This window comes from Rhizobium sp. TRM96647, assembly GCF_025780115.1.
Taxonomy (GTDB): Bacteria; Pseudomonadota; Alphaproteobacteria; order Rhizobiales; family Rhizobiaceae; genus Mycoplana.
Map to the genome: position 1 here is coordinate 273000 of NZ_JAOXHF010000006.1, position 17697 is coordinate 290696.

A 17697-nucleotide genomic window follows, 5' to 3' on the forward strand; every position below is an offset into this window, starting at 1 on the left:
GGACAGGGAACGCCGACGATGCGGTTCAGATGCCGCGCATCGTCAGGCCCGCTCGTCCGGCACTGCAGGCCGCGAGGCTGCAAGGATGAAACGCCGATAGAACAGCGTTCGCAGCCTGTTGCGAAGATCGGCCGTCCGGCGCTGGGCAGCGGCGATCGGGCGATGCGACGCCAGGCGGATATGGCCGAAGCCGGCAGCTTCCACGAGCGGCACGAGCCTTTCGGCCGTCAACCCCTCCCCAAACGGCAGGCGGTCCATGATCGACTGGTGGCGTTCGCTCATCGCCCCGTCATAATGCGGATCGTGACCGACGAAGCGCTCGAGCGCGCTCACCGCAAGCAGGGCCAGGCGCCCGATCGGCGTCGGCCTCGCCCAGTTCCCGTCGAACACGAGAAGCCTGCCGCCCGGCTTCAACACCCGGAACCAATCCGCAAGCGCCTGTTCCGGCTCCGTCAGGGTCCAGACGAGATGCCGGCAGACGATGGCGTCGTAGCGCTCGTCCGGCTCCATCGTCCGCTCCGCATCGGCAAGAATGAAGCGGACCCGTTCGTTTCCCGCATGCTTGTCCCGCGCGACCTTCAGCATCGCCTCGGAGAAATCGAGGGCGACCACCTCATGGCCGAGCGAGAGCAGGACATTGGTCACCTCCCCGGTTCCGCAGGCAAGCTCCAGAACCCGGCACGGCGCCTCCCCCAGGACACCGCGGATCGCCCCCGCCCAGGCGTCGTGTTCCGGCCCCGGCGGGATCCGGTGACCGAAGGCAAGGTCGAACGTCTCCGACCGCTTCGACCAGTATTCGCGGATGTCTTCCTTCAGATGGTGGTTGCGCGCATCCATCGGCATCAGGTTCCCGTTGTCGCAAGGGCTACGGCGGGAGCGGCACGCCGCCCCGGCGACGTTCTCCCGGGACGGAAGCGGATGTGGCAGCCGCCGTCCGGCTCGTGCTCGATTGCGACATCCACGCCGAAGACGTCGCGGATGCGCTCCACGGTCAGGACATCCCGCGGCCGCCCCAAAGCGACGAGCCTGCCGGCCTGCATCACGGCGATCCGGTCGCAGAACATGGCCGCGTGGTTGAGGTCGTGCAACGCCGCCACCACCGTCAGGTCCTGGCGTCGCACCAGGTCGAGCAGGCTGATCTGATGGCCGATATCGAGGTGGTTGGTCGGTTCGTCCAGCAGCAGGATCCGGGGCTGCTGGGCCAGCGCGCGGGCAATGTGCAGCCGCTGGCGTTCGCCCCCCGACAGCGTATGCCAGCTCCTGCCTGAAAGGTGGGCCATGTCGACATTGTCCAGCGCCGCGTCGACGATCCGGTCGTCGTCAGGCGACCAGGGCGAGAGCGGCCCGAGATAGGGCGTGCGGCCGAGTTCAACGGCCTGGCGTGCGGTGATACGCTCGCCGGTCTCCGCCTGCTGTTCGACCAGCGCCAGCCGCTGCGCCACCGTGCGCCGACCGAGCGCGCCGATCGGCACCCCGTCCAGCAGCACCTCTCCCGACCGGGGCTTGCGGATGCCGGAAAGCAGCGACATCAGGCTCGTCTTCCCCGAACCGTTCGGCCCGATGATGCCGAGAAATTCGCCGGTCTCGACCGCAAGCGAGACATCCTTGAGAATGTCGGCGCCGCCGGCCGACCATGAAACGCTTCTGGCGGTCAGCCTCATGCGCGCGCCCTCCCCTTTGCGAGGATCAGGGCGAAGGCCGGCGCACCGATCAGCGCGGTGATCACGCCGATCGGCAGGACCTGGCCGGGAATGATGGTGCGCGACAGGATGTCGGCGAGGATCATGAACACCGCCCCGGTCAGGGCCGCGGCCGGCAGCAGCACGCCATGGCGCACGCCGACCAGGAGCCGCGCCGCATGCGGAATGACGAGGCCGACGAAACCGATGGAGCCGACGATCGAGACCATCACCGCGGTCATCATCGCCGACACGCCGACGAGTGCAAGATAGGTGCGTCGCACCGAGATCCCGAGCGAGGCGGCCGATTCCGCGCCGAAGGTGAAGGCGTCGAGCGAGCGCGCATGCCACAGGCAGACGACGAGACCCACAAGTGCCGCCGGAACGGCCAGCCAGGCATCCGCCCAGCGCACGCCCGACAGATTTCCGAGCAGCCAGAACATGATGCCGCGCGCCTGCTCCGCCGTCGCCGCCTTGGTGACGATGAAGGAGGTGAGCGCGTTGAAGAGTTGCGAGCCAGCGACGCCGGCGAGGATGATCGCCGCCGTGCCGCGCCCGGCCTTCACCGCCAGGACGCTGACCAGGACGAAGGCTGTGATCGCGCCGAGGAAGGCCCCGAGCGGCAAGGTCAGCACGCCCGCGCCGATACCCAGGATGGCGACGCCGACCGCGCCCGTCGAGGCGCCCGCGGAAATTCCGAGGATATAGGGATCGGCGAGCGGGTTGCGCAGCAGCGACTGGAGGACCGCGCCGGAGAGCGCCAGCGCCGCTCCGCAGGACGCCGCCACGACGGCCCGGCTCAGCCGGTAGCTCCAGATGATGCCCTCGTCGATCGGCTCCAGCGGGTAGCCGGCATTCCACAGCCGGTTCGCCACCGTCTGGGCGACCGTGGCGAGCGGGATCGCCGTCTCGCCGATCGCAGCCCCCATCCACAGCGCCAGCAAGAGGATGACGAGCGCGGCGATGGCCGCACCCGTCCGTCCGCCCGATGTCAGCGTCCGGTTCACTTGGCGAGGCCGGCGTTGGCGATGGCGTCCGCCAGGGCTTCGATGCCCTCGATCGTCCGGATCGTCGGGTTCATCGCCTGGGCGTCCATGTCGAAGACATGGCCGTTCTTCACCGCCGGCATCAGGCTGGCGACCGGATCGGCCTTCAGGAATTCGAGCTTGGCCTCGAGGCTGTCCAGCGGATAGCGCCGCCGCTCCATGGAGCCGGCGACGATGATCGCCGGATCGGCCTTGGCAATCGTTTCCCAGCCGACCGTCGGCCACTCGTCGTCGGTCTTGATGATGTTCTCGATGCCGAGCGCCGACATGATGTAGCCGGGCGCGCCGTTCTTGCCGGCGACATAGGGATCGGCGTCGGCGGCGCTGGAGAACCAGAAGACGGCCGACAACTTGCCCTGTGCGGAGGCGACCTTGGCGCGGGCGGCCTCCTCGCGTTTCTTCAGATCAGCGACGACAGCCTCGCCCTTTTCCTGGACGTTGTAGATCTGCGCAAGCTCGCGGATCTCCTGATAGACCAGGTCCATGGTGAAGACCTGATGGCGCACGCCGTCGCTCGCGGCAGAATTGTCCTTGCCGACGCAATCGGACGGCGAGGTGTAGACCGGGATGCCGAGCTCCTCGAACTGTTCCGGCCTTCCGACCACGCCCTCCGGCCCGACCTGCCACTGGAACTGCACGGCGACGATATCCGGCTTCTTGGCCAGAACGCTCTCGAAGCTCGGCTCGTTGTCGGCGAGCCGGTCTATCCGCGCGTTCACCTCTTCATAGCCCTTCAGCACCGGCCCGACCCAGAGCGCGGTACCGACCACCTTGTCGGCAAGTCCCAGCAGATAGAGGATCTCGGTGCTGCTCTGGCCGATCGAGACCGTGCGCGACGGCGCACTTTCGAAGGTCACCGGGCGACCGCAATTCTGCAGTGTCAGCGGATAGCTGGTCTCGGCAGCACTCGCCTGGCCATGGAAGGACGATGCGGCGAGGCACAGGGCGACGAAGCCCGCGCGGAGCGGTTGTTTCAAATGAATTTTCATGGAATTCCCCGAAATAGCTGGGACGCCCGCAGGGGCGCCGTTGAAAAAACGGACAAGCCGTCAGGCCGTCCGGTCGCTCGAAGGATCGCCAGGTCTCGGGAAAGGCAGCGTGAAGACGCACAGCAAGGCGCCGATGGTCGTCATGATGGCTCCTGTTCCGGGCTTCCCCGCCCGTGACGTTGGATCGATGGCTGACGGCAGGTCTCCTGGCTCGCGGACATGCGCCGTTCATCTGCCTTCCCGCGCGTTGCGCAGTGGCATGGCGCCGAGGCGCCACGAGGATGAACGGCAATCCGCTTACAGTTGCGGGGGCAGCCACGGTTTTGGTCCCGACTTGGGTCGTCCGCACCGTGTTCCCTATTAATCCCCTCCGCTTCGTGGGCGGGGAACCGTCGTCTTCCAGATAGACGTTTGCGCACCGCGCCGTCAAGCAAGCCCGACCGGCAACTTTGCGTTCTGCACGCAATAGGCGCGGCCGGACCGGCACCCGTGCCGGCGCATCCGATGCGGGGCAGGGGTTTTCGGCACGGTCTGGAACGGTCATCGAACTTCCCTCGGGATCTGACCGGGCCTGATTAGTGTAATGGTATTACGTGAGTCAATCGAGTTGTTATTTTATAACATCACATATCAAGCGCAAATGCGGCCGCCGTCCCGCGCCGAACGCGCGGGGCCCATCACGACCCGGAGATTTCAGGAGGATCTGCGACCGTCCGCAGCGGTCCGGACGGTCGAAGCGATGAATGGGGATAAGACGCTCCGGAACGGCGCCACGGACCTGTGGCCGGGTCAGCGGTTGTAGAGCGCTCTCGATCGTTCGAGATGCTTCAGCATCGCCGCTTCCGCCCCTTCGGCATCCCTGCTCCTGAGCTGGTCCAGGATTTCCTCGTGCTCCACCAGCGTGAGCTTTTCCTTGCCGGTCCAGATCAGCATGTCCGTGTGGTATTCCTTCAGCCAGGCCAGCATGGCCTCGCTGACGGCAACATAGATCGGGTTACCCGAAATCTGGGCGATCCGGCTGTGAAACTGCATGTCGGCGGCGATGAAAGCTTCCGCGTCCCCGAGCGAGCGTCGCTGGCGCTCGATGATGGCCCCCAGATCGTCGATATCGCCGCTCCGGGCACGTTGCGCCGCCTCGCGGGCCATGCCGCGCTCGAAGAAGATGCGGGCGCTCTTGAGATGCTCGAGCGTATCGGTCGACTGCGACAGCATGATCTTCGCCGTCAGGTCGACCTGACGGAAGATCGATTGCGCGGTCAGTTGCAGCACCTTCGCCCGCTCGCCGTGGGAAATGCTGAGCAGGCCCTTGTTGGCGAGCGACTGCATCGCCTCGCGGATGGCGGGACGGCCGACGCCGAAACGCTCCATCAGCACGCGCTCCGAAGGCATCTCGTCGCCCGGCTTCAATTCTCCCGACGTGATCATCCGCTCCAGCCGGTCGAAGACCTCGTCCGACAGCTTGCGCCTGACGATCGGCTCGATGGTTTGGGGCATGGCGTCTCTCTGGCTCATTCTCCCTCCCTTAACATTTCTGCATCTTGCGACAAGCCAGGACGGCCGGAATCGGTTTTCTGAAAATTTCCGTTGCAGAAATTGGAATACTTATTATACCAGATCATGAGTTGACGCCACGACAAAGTGACGTGGCGAGGAGGAGCAACGGCTTTCATGCTGATCACCCTAACCTACCGCATCGAGACGCCCGGCAGCGTCGAGGCGATGGCGAACAAGATCGCCAGCGACCAGTCCACGGGCACCTTCGTCGCGGTGCCGGGCGAGACGGAGGAGCTGAAGGCACGGGTCGCAGCGCGCGTACTCGCCATCCGTCCGCTGGAGGACACCTTCTCCCCCACCTGGCCGGAGGCCGAGCCGGGGCAGCGGCTCAACCGCGCCGACGTCGACATCGCCTTTCCGCTCGATGCCATCGGCACCGACCTTTCCGCGCTGATGACGATCGCGATCGGCGGCGTCTTCTCCATCAGGGGCATGACCGGCATCCGCATCGTCGACATGAAGCTGCCGGAGGCGTTCAAGGGCGCCCATCCGGGCCCGCAATTCGGCATCGACGGCAGCCGCCGGCTGACCGGCGTCGAGGGCCGTCCGATCATCGGCACGATCGTCAAGCCGGCGCTCGGCCTGCGCCCGCACGAGACGGCCGAACTGGTTGGCGAACTGATCGAGTCCGGCGTCGATTTCATCAAGGACGACGAGAAACTGATGAGCCCGGCCTACTCGCCGCTGAAGGAGAGGGTAGCGGCGATCATGCCGCGCATCCTCGACCACGAGCAGAAGACCGGCAAGAAGGTGATGTACGCTTTCGGCATCTCGCATGCCGACCCGGACGAGATGATGCGCAACCACGACCTCGTGCTCAAGGCCGGCGGTAACTGCGCGGTCGTCAACATCAATTCCATAGGCTTCGGCGGCATGAGCTTCCTGCGCAAGCGCTCGGGTCTCGTGCTGCATGCGCATCGCAACGGCTGGGACGTGCTGACCCGCGACCCCGGCGCGGGCATGGATTTCAAGGTCTACCAGCAGTTCTGGCGCCTGCTCGGCGTCGACCAGTTCCAGATCAACGGCATCCGGATCAAGTACTGGGAGCCGGACGAGAGCTTCGTCCAATCCTTCAAGGCCGTCAGCACGCCGCTGTTCGACCCTTCCGACCGGCCGCTTCCCGTTGCGGGGTCCGGCCAGTGGGGCGGCCAGGCGCCGGACACCTACCGGCGGACGGGGCGGACGACCGACCTTCTCTATCTCTGTGGCGGCGGCATCGTCAGCCATCCGGGCGGCCCGGCGGCCGGCGTCCGCGCCGTCCAGCAGGCCTGGCAGGCCGTAGTCGCCGACATCCCGCTTGGCGACTACGCCAGGGACCATCCCGAGCTTGCGGCCTCGCTCGCGAAATTCGGCGACGGCAAGGAGTAAGCATTCATGTCAGACCTGCTCGTCAGCTACTACGGAGACGATTTCACCGGCTCGACCGACGTGATGGAATCGCTTGCCGCAAGCGGCATTCCGACCGTCCTGTTCCTGGGCGTGCCGCAGCCCGAAATGCTGCAGCGGTTTGCCGATTGCCGCGCCATCGGCATCGCCGGCACGAGCCGCAGCGAGACGCCGGAATGGATGCAGGAGAACCTCGTTCCCGCATTTCAGTGGCTGAGGAGCCTTGGTGCTGCGGTCTGCCACTACAAGGTCTGCTCGACCTTCGATTCCGCGCCCCAGGTCGGCAACATCGGCAAGGCGATCGAGATCGGCCGCGACGTGTTCGGCCAGGCCAGCGTGCCCGTCATCGTCGGCGCGCCGCAACTGAAGCGCTACACCGCCTTCGGCCACCTCTTTGCCGCCTATCAGGGCCAGGTCTACCGCATCGACCGCCACCCGGTGATGAGCCGTCACCCGGTGACGCCGATGGCGGAGGCGGATCTCGCCATCCATCTCGGCCGGCAGACCGATCTGCCCGTGGCGCTGGCCGATCTCGTCACGCTCGCCGCGCCGGATGCGGATGCGCGCCTTTCAGCCCTTGCCGGCGCGCCCGGCATCCTGCTGATGGACGTCGAGTCCGCCGAGAGCCAGGCGGCCGCCGGCCGGCAATTGTGGCGGCTCAGGACCGAGGGCGGCTTCTTCGTGGCCGGCTCGTCCGGCGTCGAATATGCTCTCCTCGAAGCCTGGCGGCAGCAGGGCCTGATCGGCGGAAAGGTCGAATTCGCCGAACCCGGCAAGGTCGACCGCCTCGCGGTCGTCTCCGGCAGCGTCTCGCCCACCACCGAACGCCAGATCCGCACGGCGCTTTCCCAGGGCTTCAAGGGCATCGACCTCGATCCGCTGTCGCTCGTCGGCGAAAGCGGCGACCGGGCGATCGAGACCGCCATCGCTTCCGGGATCGCGGCGCTGAAGGAAGGCAGCAGCGTGCTGCTGCATACGGCCCTCGGCCCGTCCGCCGATCGGGGCAGCGAGATCGACCGCGTCGCCGGCGCGCGTCACCGGCTCGGCCGGGCGCTCGGAACGATCCTGCGCCGCCTCGTCGAGAGCGAAGCCCTGCCCCGCGCCGTCATCGCCGGTGGCGACACCTCCAGCCACGCGCTGCAGGAATTGCGCGTCGAGGCGCTGACGACGCTCCTGCCCCTGCCGCAGACGCCGGGCTCGCCGCTCTGCACCGCGCATGGCAGCTACGCCCCGACCGACGGCCTGCAGATCGCGCTGAAGGGCGGCCAGATCGGCACCGACGGCTACTTCGCGCAGATCCGCGACGGCAGCCGCGCCTGACAGGACCGGAACCGGAATTCACGCCAGTTGAGCGATCGAAAGGAAGAACCATGAAAATCGTCATTGGAGCCGACAGCGCCGGCAAGCCGCTGCTCGACGTCATCGCCACCCATCTCGCGGGCCGGGCGGACCTCGACGTCCACGACCTGAGCCAGTCCGGTTTCTATGCCGACCTGTCGCAGAAGGTCGGCCAGTCGATCGTCGACGGCGACCACGAACGCGGCATCCTGTTCTGCGGCACCGGCATCGGCGTCTGCATCTCCGCCAACAAGGTTCCCGGCATCCGCGCAGCGCTGACGCACGATACGTATTCGGCGGAACGCGCGGCCAAGTCCAACAACGCGCAGATCATCACCATGGGCGCCCGGGTCATCGGCCCGGAGCTCGCCAAGGCGATCGTGGACACGTGGCTGGCCTCCAGCTTCGACCCCGAAGGTCCGTCGGCCGGGAACGTCCAGGCGATCGACCGTCTCGATGAAGGCAAGAAAGCCTGATCGTTGCCACAATAATGATGGGATTGTGATTGACTCATCATACCAGTTATTATACCAATCCAACCCTGAGGTGAGGAAACATGACAGCAATTGCTCTCTTTGGCGCCGGTGGCAAAATGGGATACCGGCTCGCCAAGAACCTGAAGGGCTCGCGTTTTGACGTGCGCCACGTTGAGGTCAGCGACGCCGGCAAGGCGCGGCTGAAGGACGATCTCGGCATTTCATGCGTGTCTGCCGACGAAGGCCTGAACGGCGCCGAGGTGGTAATCCTGGCCGTTCCGGATACCGCGATCGGCAAGGTCGCCGCCGGCATCATCGACAAGCTGAAGCCCGGCACCATGGTCGTGGTGCTCGATGCCGCCGCCCCTTTCGCTGGCCACCTGCCGGAGCGCGCGGACCTGACCTATTTCGTCACGCACCCCTGCCATCCGCCGATCTTCAACGACGAGACCGACCCGGCCGCCAAGCGCGACTTCTTCGGCGGCGTCGCCGCCAAGCAGCACATCGTCTCCGCCCTGATGCAGGGCCCGGAAGAGGCATATGCGCTGGGCGAGGAGATCGCCAAGGTCATCTGGGCCCCGGTCATGCGCTCGCACCGCGTCACCGTCGAGCAGATGGCGATGCTCGAGCCGGGCCTTTCGGAGACCGTCTGCGCCTCGCTGCTGGTCGTCATGCGCCAAGCCATGGATGAGTGCGTCCGCCGTGGCGTCGACAAGGAAGCGGCCCGCGACTTCCTGCTCGGTCACATGACCGTGCTTGGCGCGGTCATCTTCGAAGAGACGCCGGGCGTCTTCTCCGATGCCTGCAACAAGGCCATCGAATTCGGCATTCCCGCGCTGATGCGCGACGACTGGAAGAAGGTTTTCGAACCTCAGGAGATCGCCGAAAGCATCCGGCGCATCACCTGATGCCCTCGGGAGGGGCCAAGGCCCCTCCCTTTTCGCCCCGCTGAGGATGGGGCCTATCGTTTTACTTTGGGAGGAAAAACATGAAACTGACTCGCAGACTTACGCTTGCGGCCTTCGCCGGCGCACTCGCCCTCGGCACCGCAATGCCGGCCTCCGCGGCCGACCTGATCGCCATCATCACCCCGTCTCACGACAACCCGTTCTTCAAGGCCGAAGCCGTCGGCGCGGAAGCGCGTGCGAAGGAGCTCGGCTACGAGACGCTGGTCCTCGTCCATGACGACGACGCCAACAAGCAGTCCCAGCTGATCGACACGGCCATCGGTCGCGGCGCCAAGGCGATCATCCTCGACAATGCCGGCTCGGAAGCCTCGATCGCCGCCGTCCAGAAGGCCAAGGACGCGGGCGTCCCCTCGTTCCTGATCGACCGCGAGATCAACGCCACCGGCATCGCCGTCTCGCAGATCGTCTCGAACAACTACCAGGGCGCGCAGCTCGGCGCCGAAGAGTTCGTCCGCCTGATGGGCGAGAAGGGCAACTACGTCGAACTGCTCGGCCGCGAAGCCGACCTCAACGCCGGCATCCGCTCCAAGGGCTATCACGACATCATCGATGAATATCCGGACATGAAGATGGTCGCGCAGCAGTCGGCCAACTGGAGCCAGACGGAAGGCTACTCCAAGATGGAGACCATCCTTCAGGCCAACCCTGACATCCAGGGCGTCATCGCCGGCAACGACACGATGGCGATGGGCGCGATCGCAGCGCTCCAGGCCGCCGGCCGCAAGGACGTCATCGTCGTCGGCTTCGACGGCTCCAACGACGTTCGCGACTCGATCAAGGCGGGCGGCATCAAGGCGACCGTCCTGCAGCCGGCCTATGCGCAGGCCCAGATGGCCGTCGACCAGGCCGACACCTACATCAAGACCGGCAAGGGCCCGGCCGAGGAAAAGCAGCTGATGGACTGCGTGCTGATCAATGCCGACAACGCAGATCAGCTCGAGACCTTCGCGCTGAAGGACTAAATCCTCCCAGGACAGGCTTGCGAGGCGGAGCGATCCGCCTCGCAAGTCGCATATCGACATGACGGAGTGCGTTCCATGGCATTTGTCCGGACTGCGACGCTGACGGCGGCCGCGCTGGCGCTGGCTTTGTCCGGCTGCAAGATCATCAAGACACCGACCGCCGAAGAGGCGGCCGAAGCGGCCAGCGGCGGCTTCAACCCGGAGCGGCAGGCAGCCGAGCTCTGGGACGAGAAGGTGATCCCGTTCCTCGACCAGCGCGCAGGCCCCTTCCAGGAGGTCGCGGCACTGGCAGGCAGCGACCCCGATGCGGCCGGCGCCAAATACGGCCACAAGGAAGAACAGGGCAGCGCGCCCTGGACCTATGCGGCGAAGGTCTCCGGCACCGTGGTGAAGGCCGAGACCAAGTCGCGCGCCGCCTATCTCGACACCGACATCGACGGCGACGGCAAGGCCGACGTGCGCATCCAGATCGGCCCGGTCATCCGCGGCACGGCGATCCGCGACAGCCTCGACTTCGTCAACTTCAACGAATTCAAGAACCAGATCCAATGGGCCGAGTTCGGCAAGGCCTTCAACAACCACCTCAATGCGGTGACGCTGGATAAGCTGCCGCGGGAGGCCCTGGAGGGCCAGAAGGTCGAGGCCGTCGGCGCTTATCCGCTTCCCTCCAAGGGACAGCTGCCGCTTCTGACCCCTGCAACGATCACGATCGGTGGCTGAGATGGCCGACATCGACGAAGGCGACATCATCCTCAGGCTGGACGACGTGACGAAGGTCTATTCGGGCATCGTCGCCGTCAAGCACGCCAACCTGGCGCTGCGGCGGGGCGCGGTGAACGTGCTCGTCGGCGAGAACGGCGCCGGCAAGTCGACGCTGATGCGCATGATCGCCGGCGTCGAGAAGCCGTCGCTCGGCCGCATCCTGCTCGACGGCAAGGAAGTGGAGTTCAACTCGCCGGCCGATGCGCAGAAGCACGGCATCGGCATGGTGTTCCAGGAACTGAACCTGTTCGGCAACCTCTCGGTCGCCGAAAACATCTTCGCCACCCGTGAAATCATCCGCGGCATCCGCGGGATCGACCACAAGGCGCAGGTCGAGAAGGCCAACCATTTTCTCGACAAGCTGGATGCCGGCATCAGTGCCGAGACCATGGTGGAAGACCTGCCGATCGGCCAGCAGCAGCTCGTCGAGATCGCCAAGGCGATCTCGCTCGACACCCGCATCCTGATCCTCGACGAGCCGACCTCGGCGCTGTCGGCCGCCGAAGTCGACATCCTGTTCAAGGTGATCGGCGAGCTGAAGGCGCAAGGGGTGGCGATCGTCTACATCTCGCACCGGCTGGAAGAACTGATGCGGATCGGCGACTACATCACCGTGCTACGCGACGGCCAGATCACCGGCCAGGCCATGGTCAAGGACATCGACACCAAGTGGATCGTCCGCTCGATGATCGGCTCGGACGCCAAGGACTTCGCCAAGTCGGTCGATCACAAGCTGGGCGACGAGGCCTTCCGCGCCGAGGAAATCAGCCTGCCGCGCAAGACCGGAGGGCTCGCCGTCGACCATCTGTCGATCTCGGTCCGCGCCGGCGAGGTGCTTGGCATCTATGGGTTGATGGGCGCCGGGCGCAGCGAGTTCTTCGAATGCGTCATCGGCCAGCATCCGCACTCGACCGGCAAGGTCTTCGTCGCCGGCAAGGAGGTCGTCGAACGCGACACGCCGGCGCGCATCAAACGCGGTCTGGCGTTGATCCCGGAGGACCGGCAGCGCGAGGGCCTCGTGCAGGTGCTTTCGATTGCGGCGAACCTGACCCTCGCCAGCCTCGAGAAGCTGACGCGCTTCGGCTTCCACATTCGCGGTGATCGCGAGCAGGGCGCGATCCGCGATGCGATCCGCGATCTTTCCATCAAGGCGCCGAACCCGGATTTCGACGTCACCTCCATGTCCGGCGGCAACCAGCAGAAAGTGGTCATCGGCAAGGCGCTGATGACCAATCCGAAAGTGCTTCTGATGGACGAGCCGAGCCGTGGCATCGATGTCGGCGCCAAGGCTGACGTGTTTCGCACCATGCGCCGGCTCGCCGGCGAAGGCCTCGCCATCCTGTTTTCGACCTCCGACCTCGAAGAGGTCATGGCGCTGTCCGACCGGATCGCCGTCATGAGCAACGGCAGGATCACCAAGATATTCGACCGGGCGGACGCGACCGAGGAACTCATCGTCAAGGCCGCATCCGAGGGACACAAATCGACAAGGGAAGTCGCGTGATGAGCACCGTAACCACGACCCAGAACACCCAGGCCGGCGACGGCGGCTCGATGCTCCTGACGCTGATGAAGCTTCGCACCTTCATCGCGCTCTTCGCCGTGATCGCCTTCTTCTCGGTCTTCGCGCCGAACTTCCTGTCGACCGCGAACCTCATCCTGATGTCGAAGCACGTGGCGCTCAACGCGTTCCTCGCGATGGGCATGACCTTCGTCATCATCACCGGCGGCATCGACCTTTCCGTCGGCTCGATCGTCGGCCTCTGCGGCATGGTCGCCGGCGGGCTGATCCTGTACGGCATCGACCTGCAGATCGGCTACACGATGTACTTCAACATCTTCGAGGTCGCCGCCATCACCCTGCTCGTCGGGATCGCGATCGGCGCGGTCAACGGCCTGCTGATCACCAAGCTCAACGTGGCGCCGTTCATCGCAACGCTCGGCACGCTCTACGTCGCCCGCGGCCTGGCGCTCCTGTCCTCCGGCGGACAGACCTTCCCGAACCTCCAGGGCAACCCGGATCTCGGCACCACCGGCTTCGCCTTCCTCGGCTCGGGCCGGATCCTCGGCCTGCCCGTCTCGGTGTGGATCCTGGTGATCGTGGCGCTGGCTGCGGCCTATATCGCGAAATACACGCCGATCGGCCGCCAGATCTTCGCCGTCGGCGGCAACGAGCGCGCCGCGCGCATGTCGGGCATCAAGGTCGACCGCGTGAAGATGTTCGTCTACATGTTCTCCGGCTTCTGCGCCGCCATCGTCGGAATCGTCATTTCCTCGGAGCTGATGGCCGCGCATCCGGCGACCGGCAACTCCTTCGAGCTCAACGCCATTGCGGCGGCCGTCCTCGGCGGCACCTCGATGTCCGGCGGCCGCGGCACGATCGGCGGAACCATCATCGGCGCCTTCGTCATCGGCATCCTGTCGGACGGCCTCGTCATGATGGGCGTTTCCTCCTTCTGGCAGATGGTCATCAAGGGTATCGTGATTATCGTGGCAGTGGTCGTGGACCAGGCCCAGCGGCGCCTGCAGCAGCGGGTCGCCCTGATGCAGCTCGCCAAGAAGGACTGACGGCATGCAGGAACTTCGTGGTGCCCTGATCGGCTGCGGCTTCTTCGCCATCAACCAGATGCACGCCTGGAACGATGTCGAGGGTGCCGGAATCGTCGCCATCTGCGACCGCGACCCGGAGCGGCTCGCAATCGTCGGCGACCAGTTCGGCATCGCGCGCCGCTATACGGACGCAGCACAGATGTTTTCCGATGGCGGCTTCGACTTCGTCGATATCGCCACCACCGTCCAGAGCCATCGGGCGCTCGTCGAGCTGGCTGCCCGGCACAAGGTGCCGGCGATCTGCCAGAAGCCCTTCGCCAGGACCCTGTCGGACGCAAAGGCCATGGTCGCCGCCTGCCGCACCGCCGGCATTCCGCTGATGGTGCACGAGAACTTCCGCTGGCAGACGCCGATCCAGGCGGTCCGCAAGGCGCTCGACGCGGGCGCGATCGGCGAGCCCTTCTGGGGCCGCTTCTCCTTCCGTTCGGGCTTCGACGTCTTCTCCGGCCAGCCCTATCTCGCCGAGGGCGAGCGCTTCATCATCGAGGATCTCGGCATCCATACGCTCGACATCGCCCGCTATATCCTCGGCGACGTGAAGAGCCTGACGGCGCGGACCAGGCGCGTCAACCCTGACATCAAGGGCGAGGACGTGGCGACGATCCTGCTCGACCACGAGGATGGCGCGACGTCCATCGTCGACGTCAGCTATGCGACGAAACTCGGCACGGAGCCCTTCCCCGAGACCCTGATCGAACTCGACGGTACCGAAGGCACGATCCGCCTGTCGCAGGGTTATCGCCTCGAGATCAGCAACGCCTCCGGCACCACCGTCACCGATGTCTCGCCGAAGCTTCTCTCCTGGGCCTCGCGGCCCTGGCACAACATCCAGGAAAGCGTCTTTGCGATCCAGCAGCACTGGGCCGAACGGCTGCAGGACGGCGGCGAACCGTCCACCTCGGGCGCGGACAACCTGAAGACCTTCGCGCTGGTCGAGGCAGCCTATGAGAGCGCCGCCTCCGGCCGTCCGGTGGATATCGGGGCGCTGTTGAAATGAGCACGGAGCCGTTTCTGCTCTATGGCACGCATGAAGCCGAGGAGGCGCCGGTCCGGCTGGTCGCGGGCCGGCTTTCGGCGGACCTCGCAGACGGCAATCTCCGCACCATCACCTATGACGGCGTCGAGGTTCTTCGTGCCATCTCCTATCTCGTTCGCGATCGCGACTGGGGCACCTACAGCCCCAGGATCGAAGACCTGGAGATACAACAGCGCGACGAGGCCTTCATCGTCTCCTATCGCGCCCATTGCGAGGGACCGGGCGGAAGCCTGCTTGCGATCGACGTGCGCATCGCCGCATCGGAAGGGCGCCTGACCTTTGAATCGAAGGCGCAGTCGGCGACCGGTTTCGAGACCAACCGCTGCGGCTTCTGCGTTCTCCACCCGATCGACGGCATAGCCGGCAAGCCGGCCATGGTCGAGCACGTCGACGGCCACCGTGACGAAACCGTCTTTCCGGATCTGATCGAGCCGTGGCAGCCGTTCAAGGACATGCGCGCCATCACCCACACCGTCGCCGACGGTGTCGTGGCCGAATGCCGGATGGAAGGCGACACCTTCGAGATGGAAGACCAGCGCAACTGGTCGGACGCCTCCTACAAGACCTATGTCCGTCCGCTGGCACTCCCCTGGCCCTACAAGATCCAGGCCGGAGAACCCGTGCAGCAGCAGATCGTTCTCTCCATTCAAGACCGCCGCGAGAGCAAGGCCACGAGGACAGATGGCGGCCATGAGACGGTGACCATTCACATGGGACAGCACCGGGGTCGGATGCCCGCGATCGGTCTCGTCATAACGCCGGAGGAAGCGAAGGCGACGCTCGCCGCCCGCACGCTGATGGCCGAGATCGATCCCCAGGAGCTTCTCTTCCACTTCGACCCGGGTGCCGGGCACGGGCTGGAGGCGCTGAGGGACTTTACGGAGCTCGCAGCGCTGCACCGCGGCCGCACGACGCTGGAAATCGCCCTGCCCTGCCGCAAGGCGCCGGCGGACGAGACGCTGGAGATCGCCCGGCAGATGCATTCCGCCGGGTTTGCTCCCGATGCGATCGTCATCTCCCCGTCCGTCGATCGCCAGTCGACGCCGCCCGGCAGCCAATGGCCGGAATGCCCGCCCCTCGATGAGGTCTATGCGGCCGCCCATGCGGCCTTCCCGGGCGTCCGGATCGGCGGCGGCATGCTCAGCTATTTCACCGAGCTGAACCGCAAGCGCGTGCCTCCCGAGAGGCTTTCCCTCGTTTCACATTGCACGAACCCGATCGTCCATGCCGCCGACGACCTCAGCGTCATGCAGACACTCGAGGCCCTGCCCTTCATCACCCGGTCGGTGCGGGCGATCTATGGCGACCTGCCCTACCGCATCGGCCCGTCCACCATTCCGATGCGGCAGAACCCCTATGGCAGCCGGACGATGGACAATCCCGGCCTCGGCCGCATCCCGATGGCCAACCGCGATCCGCGCCACAACGGGCTCTTCGCCGAAGCCTTCGCGCTCGGCTATGCCATCCGGGTGCTCGAGGCGGATCTCGAATGCCTGACGCTCGCGGCGCTGACCGGCCCGTTCGGCCTGGTCGCCGGCCGCGAAGAACCGACCCCGGAAGGCAGCGAGCGACCGCTTTCGCGAACTGTCAGGACATTGGCCGGTCTCGCCGGCGCGCCATGGCAGTCCTGCGTCTCCTCCGCACCGTCGCAAGTGCTCGCCTTCGTCGCCGAAGCCGCCGACGGCCCGACCCTGCATCTCGTCAACCTGACGCCGACGACCAGGACGGTCGATCTCCACGGTCTGCAGCCGGCAGATCATCCAGCCGGGCCCGGCGTGGAACTCTCCCCTCACGCGACCCTGACAGTGGCGCTTGCTCGGTGACGGTGGCGCCCGACGCGCCGGATCGCGCGATCCGAGCCTGATCGGGCAAGCACGCTCTTGTGCGAGCTGAATCGGCTTCAGCCCGCCTTGTCCATAAACTCGTCGACAAGAAGGGATTGCGAGACCTCGCGCAGGAGCAGGGCCATGTCCTTCAGGAAGTCGCCCAGCGCCGAACTCCGGCGCCAGCACAGCGCGATCTGGCGGCTCGGGGCCGCGTTCTGGAAGCGCAGGATCCGGATATGGTCCGAGGCGGGAGACCGTGTGGCGAGCTCCGGCAGGAGCGTCATGCCGACATCGGCGCCGACCATCTGCCGCAGCGTCTCCAGGCTCGTGGCCCGGAACGAGCCGCGCTCGGCCGCGCCCGAGGCACGGCAGACGTCGAGGGCCTGGTCGCGCAGGCAATGCCCCTCTTCCAGAAGCATCAGGTCGTAGCCGGAGAGTTCGTCGAGTGCGAGGCAACTGCGCCTTGCCAGATCGTGCGTCGCCGGCACGGCGAGCAGGAACGGTTCCTCGAACAGAAATTCCGCCTGCAGCCGCTCGTCGTCGATCGGAAGCGCCAGCAATACTGCGTCGAGCTTGCCCTCGCGCAGCCGCGCCACCAGGCTCTCGCTCTTCTCCTCGAACAGCAGCAGTTCCAGCTTCGGATAGCGCGCGCGGATGCGGGGCACGACGTGCGGGAGGAGATAGGGGCCGAGCGTGGGGAAAATGCCGAGCCGCAGCGAGCCCGTCTCCGGATTGCGGCAGCTCATCGCCGAACGGCGCATCTCGCCGACCTCGGTCATGATGCGCCGCGCACGCGCCACGACGTCGCGCCCGAACGGCGTCAGCATGACGGATCTCGGCGACCGCTCGATCAGCGGTGCGCCGAGGTCTTCCTCCAGCTTGCGGATCTGCATGGACAGCGTTGGCTGGCTGACATGGCAAGCCTCGGCGGCCCGGCCGAAATGCCGGTGGTCGGCGAGGGCGATCAGGTATTCCAGCTCGCGCAGCGTCATGAGGGGTTCGATCCGTATGCGGCCCGCGGGTCTCGCGACGGGTCCCCGCGGTGCCGCTTCAGGGCCATCTTGA

At 66.0% G+C, this 17697-nt stretch carries 16 protein-coding genes and 1 riboswitch; of the genes, 10 read left to right on the forward strand and 6 right to left on the reverse strand.

Going from position 1 to position 17697, the window contains the following annotated elements; genetic code table 11:
• Nucleotides 1-42 precede the first annotated feature (42 nt).
• The 5 genes from OCK02_RS13910 to OCK02_RS13930 all read right to left on the reverse strand — a co-directional run bounded on the left by OCK02_RS13910 (nucleotide 43) and on the right by OCK02_RS13930 (nucleotide 5208).
• Nucleotides 43-837, reverse strand: a complete 795-nt coding sequence (locus OCK02_RS13910) for a class I SAM-dependent methyltransferase (RefSeq protein WP_263813626.1) — start codon at nucleotides 835-837, stop codon at nucleotides 43-45.
• A gap of 5 nt (nucleotides 838-842) precedes the next feature.
• On the reverse strand, nucleotides 843-1661 hold the full coding sequence (locus OCK02_RS13915; protein WP_263813570.1) for an ABC transporter ATP-binding protein: 819 nt from the start codon (nucleotides 1659-1661) through the stop codon (nucleotides 843-845).
• Nucleotides 1658-2686 (reverse strand): FecCD family ABC transporter permease, encoded by a 1029-nt coding sequence (locus OCK02_RS13920; RefSeq protein ID WP_230807582.1) that lies wholly within the window; start codon nucleotides 2684-2686, stop codon nucleotides 1658-1660. Before OCK02_RS13920 ends, OCK02_RS13915 begins: the two co-directional genes overlap by 4 nt.
• Entirely contained in the window at nucleotides 2683-3714 is a 1032-nt protein-coding gene (locus tag OCK02_RS13925) for an ABC transporter substrate-binding protein (protein ID WP_263813571.1), read from the reverse strand. Before OCK02_RS13925 ends, OCK02_RS13920 begins: the two co-directional genes overlap by 4 nt.
• Nucleotides 3715-3892: 178 nt before the next feature.
• A riboswitch (cobalamin riboswitch) is annotated at nucleotides 3893-4123 on the reverse strand.
• Nucleotides 4124-4503: 380 nt separating this feature from the next.
• A complete protein-coding gene (locus OCK02_RS13930; protein WP_230807747.1) occupies nucleotides 4504-5208 on the reverse strand; it encodes a transcriptional regulator NanR in 705 nt (234 codons plus the stop codon).
• Nucleotides 5209-5382: 174 nt separating this feature from the next.
• Here OCK02_RS13930 and oiaX point away from each other — a divergent pair, with 174 nt between their 5' ends.
• From oiaX to OCK02_RS13980, 10 genes are all read left to right on the forward strand, one after another.
• Nucleotides 5383-6636 (forward strand): 3-oxo-isoapionate-4-phosphate decarboxylase OiaX, encoded by a 1254-nt coding sequence (oiaX, locus tag OCK02_RS13935; RefSeq protein ID WP_263813572.1) that lies wholly within the window; start codon nucleotides 5383-5385, stop codon nucleotides 6634-6636.
• 6 nt (nucleotides 6637-6642) lie between these two features.
• Nucleotides 6643-7974, forward strand: a complete 1332-nt coding sequence (locus OCK02_RS13940; RefSeq protein WP_263813573.1) for a four-carbon acid sugar kinase family protein — start codon at nucleotides 6643-6645, stop codon at nucleotides 7972-7974.
• 50 nt (nucleotides 7975-8024) lie between these two features.
• Entirely contained in the window at nucleotides 8025-8468 is a 444-nt protein-coding gene (locus OCK02_RS13945; RefSeq protein ID WP_263813574.1) for an RpiB/LacA/LacB family sugar-phosphate isomerase, read from the forward strand.
• 80 nt (nucleotides 8469-8548) lie between these two features.
• On the forward strand, nucleotides 8549-9376 hold the full coding sequence (locus OCK02_RS13950) for a phosphogluconate dehydrogenase C-terminal domain-containing protein (protein ID WP_230807577.1): 828 nt from the start codon (nucleotides 8549-8551) through the stop codon (nucleotides 9374-9376).
• Between the two features lie 80 nt (nucleotides 9377-9456).
• A complete protein-coding gene (locus tag OCK02_RS13955) occupies nucleotides 9457-10398 on the forward strand; it encodes a D-ribose ABC transporter substrate-binding protein (protein ID WP_263813575.1) in 942 nt (313 codons plus the stop codon).
• 75 nt (nucleotides 10399-10473) lie between these two features.
• Nucleotides 10474-11118 (forward strand): DUF2291 family protein, encoded by a 645-nt coding sequence (locus OCK02_RS13960; protein ID WP_230807575.1) that lies wholly within the window; start codon nucleotides 10474-10476, stop codon nucleotides 11116-11118.
• Nucleotide 11119: 1 nt separating this feature from the next.
• Complete coding sequence (locus OCK02_RS13965) at nucleotides 11120-12664, forward strand: sugar ABC transporter ATP-binding protein (protein ID WP_263813576.1); 1545 nt, start codon at nucleotides 11120-11122, stop codon at nucleotides 12662-12664.
• The gene (locus tag OCK02_RS13970) at nucleotides 12664-13728 is read left to right on the forward strand and encodes an ABC transporter permease (protein ID WP_230807573.1); all 1065 of its coding nucleotides are present in this window, start codon (nucleotides 12664-12666) and stop codon (nucleotides 13726-13728) included. Before OCK02_RS13965 ends, OCK02_RS13970 begins: the two co-directional genes overlap by 1 nt.
• A 4-nt stretch (nucleotides 13729-13732) precedes the next feature.
• A complete protein-coding gene (locus tag OCK02_RS13975) occupies nucleotides 13733-14767 on the forward strand; it encodes a Gfo/Idh/MocA family protein (protein ID WP_263813577.1) in 1035 nt (344 codons plus the stop codon).
• Entirely contained in the window at nucleotides 14764-16629 is a 1866-nt protein-coding gene (locus tag OCK02_RS13980; protein ID WP_263813578.1) for a hypothetical protein, read from the forward strand. The genes OCK02_RS13975 and OCK02_RS13980 overlap by 4 nt, the downstream gene beginning before the upstream one ends.
• A gap of 77 nt (nucleotides 16630-16706) precedes the next feature.
• On the opposite strand, the gene OCK02_RS13985 is transcribed toward OCK02_RS13980, so the two are convergent.
• The gene (locus OCK02_RS13985; protein WP_263813579.1) at nucleotides 16707-17624 is read right to left on the reverse strand and encodes a LysR substrate-binding domain-containing protein; all 918 of its coding nucleotides are present in this window, start codon (nucleotides 17622-17624) and stop codon (nucleotides 16707-16709) included.
• Nucleotides 17625-17697: the final 73 nt, after the last annotated feature.

Bases quoted from the DNA above. Each gene is read 5' to 3' on its own strand.
- OCK02_RS13910 (WP_263813626.1), bottom strand. From the start codon at position 837: ATGGATGCGCGCAACCACCATCTGAAGGAAGACATCCGCGAATACTGG.
- OCK02_RS13915 (WP_263813570.1), bottom strand. From the start codon at position 1,661: ATGAGGCTGACCGCCAGAAGCGTTTCATGGTCGGCCGGCGGCGCCGAC.
- OCK02_RS13925 (WP_263813571.1), bottom strand. From the start codon at position 3,714: ATGAAAATTCATTTGAAACAACCGCTCCGCGCGGGCTTCGTCGCCCTG.
- OCK02_RS13930 (WP_230807747.1), bottom strand. From the start codon at position 5,208: ATGCCCCAAACCATCGAGCCGATCGTCAGGCGCAAGCTGTCGGACGAG.
- oiaX (WP_263813572.1), top strand. From the start codon at position 5,383: ATGCTGATCACCCTAACCTACCGCATCGAGACGCCCGGCAGCGTCGAG.
- OCK02_RS13940 (WP_263813573.1), top strand. From the start codon at position 6,643: ATGTCAGACCTGCTCGTCAGCTACTACGGAGACGATTTCACCGGCTCG.
- OCK02_RS13945 (WP_263813574.1), top strand. From the start codon at position 8,025: ATGAAAATCGTCATTGGAGCCGACAGCGCCGGCAAGCCGCTGCTCGAC.
- OCK02_RS13950 (WP_230807577.1), top strand. From the start codon at position 8,549: ATGACAGCAATTGCTCTCTTTGGCGCCGGTGGCAAAATGGGATACCGG.
- OCK02_RS13955 (WP_263813575.1), top strand. From the start codon at position 9,457: ATGAAACTGACTCGCAGACTTACGCTTGCGGCCTTCGCCGGCGCACTC.
- OCK02_RS13960 (WP_230807575.1), top strand. From the start codon at position 10,474: ATGGCATTTGTCCGGACTGCGACGCTGACGGCGGCCGCGCTGGCGCTG.
- OCK02_RS13965 (WP_263813576.1), top strand. From the start codon at position 11,120: ATGGCCGACATCGACGAAGGCGACATCATCCTCAGGCTGGACGACGTG.
- OCK02_RS13970 (WP_230807573.1), top strand. From the start codon at position 12,664: ATGAGCACCGTAACCACGACCCAGAACACCCAGGCCGGCGACGGCGGC.
- OCK02_RS13975 (WP_263813577.1), top strand. From the start codon at position 13,733: ATGCAGGAACTTCGTGGTGCCCTGATCGGCTGCGGCTTCTTCGCCATC.
- OCK02_RS13980 (WP_263813578.1), top strand. From the start codon at position 14,764: ATGAGCACGGAGCCGTTTCTGCTCTATGGCACGCATGAAGCCGAGGAG.
- OCK02_RS13985 (WP_263813579.1), bottom strand. From the start codon at position 17,624: ATGACGCTGCGCGAGCTGGAATACCTGATCGCCCTCGCCGACCACCGG.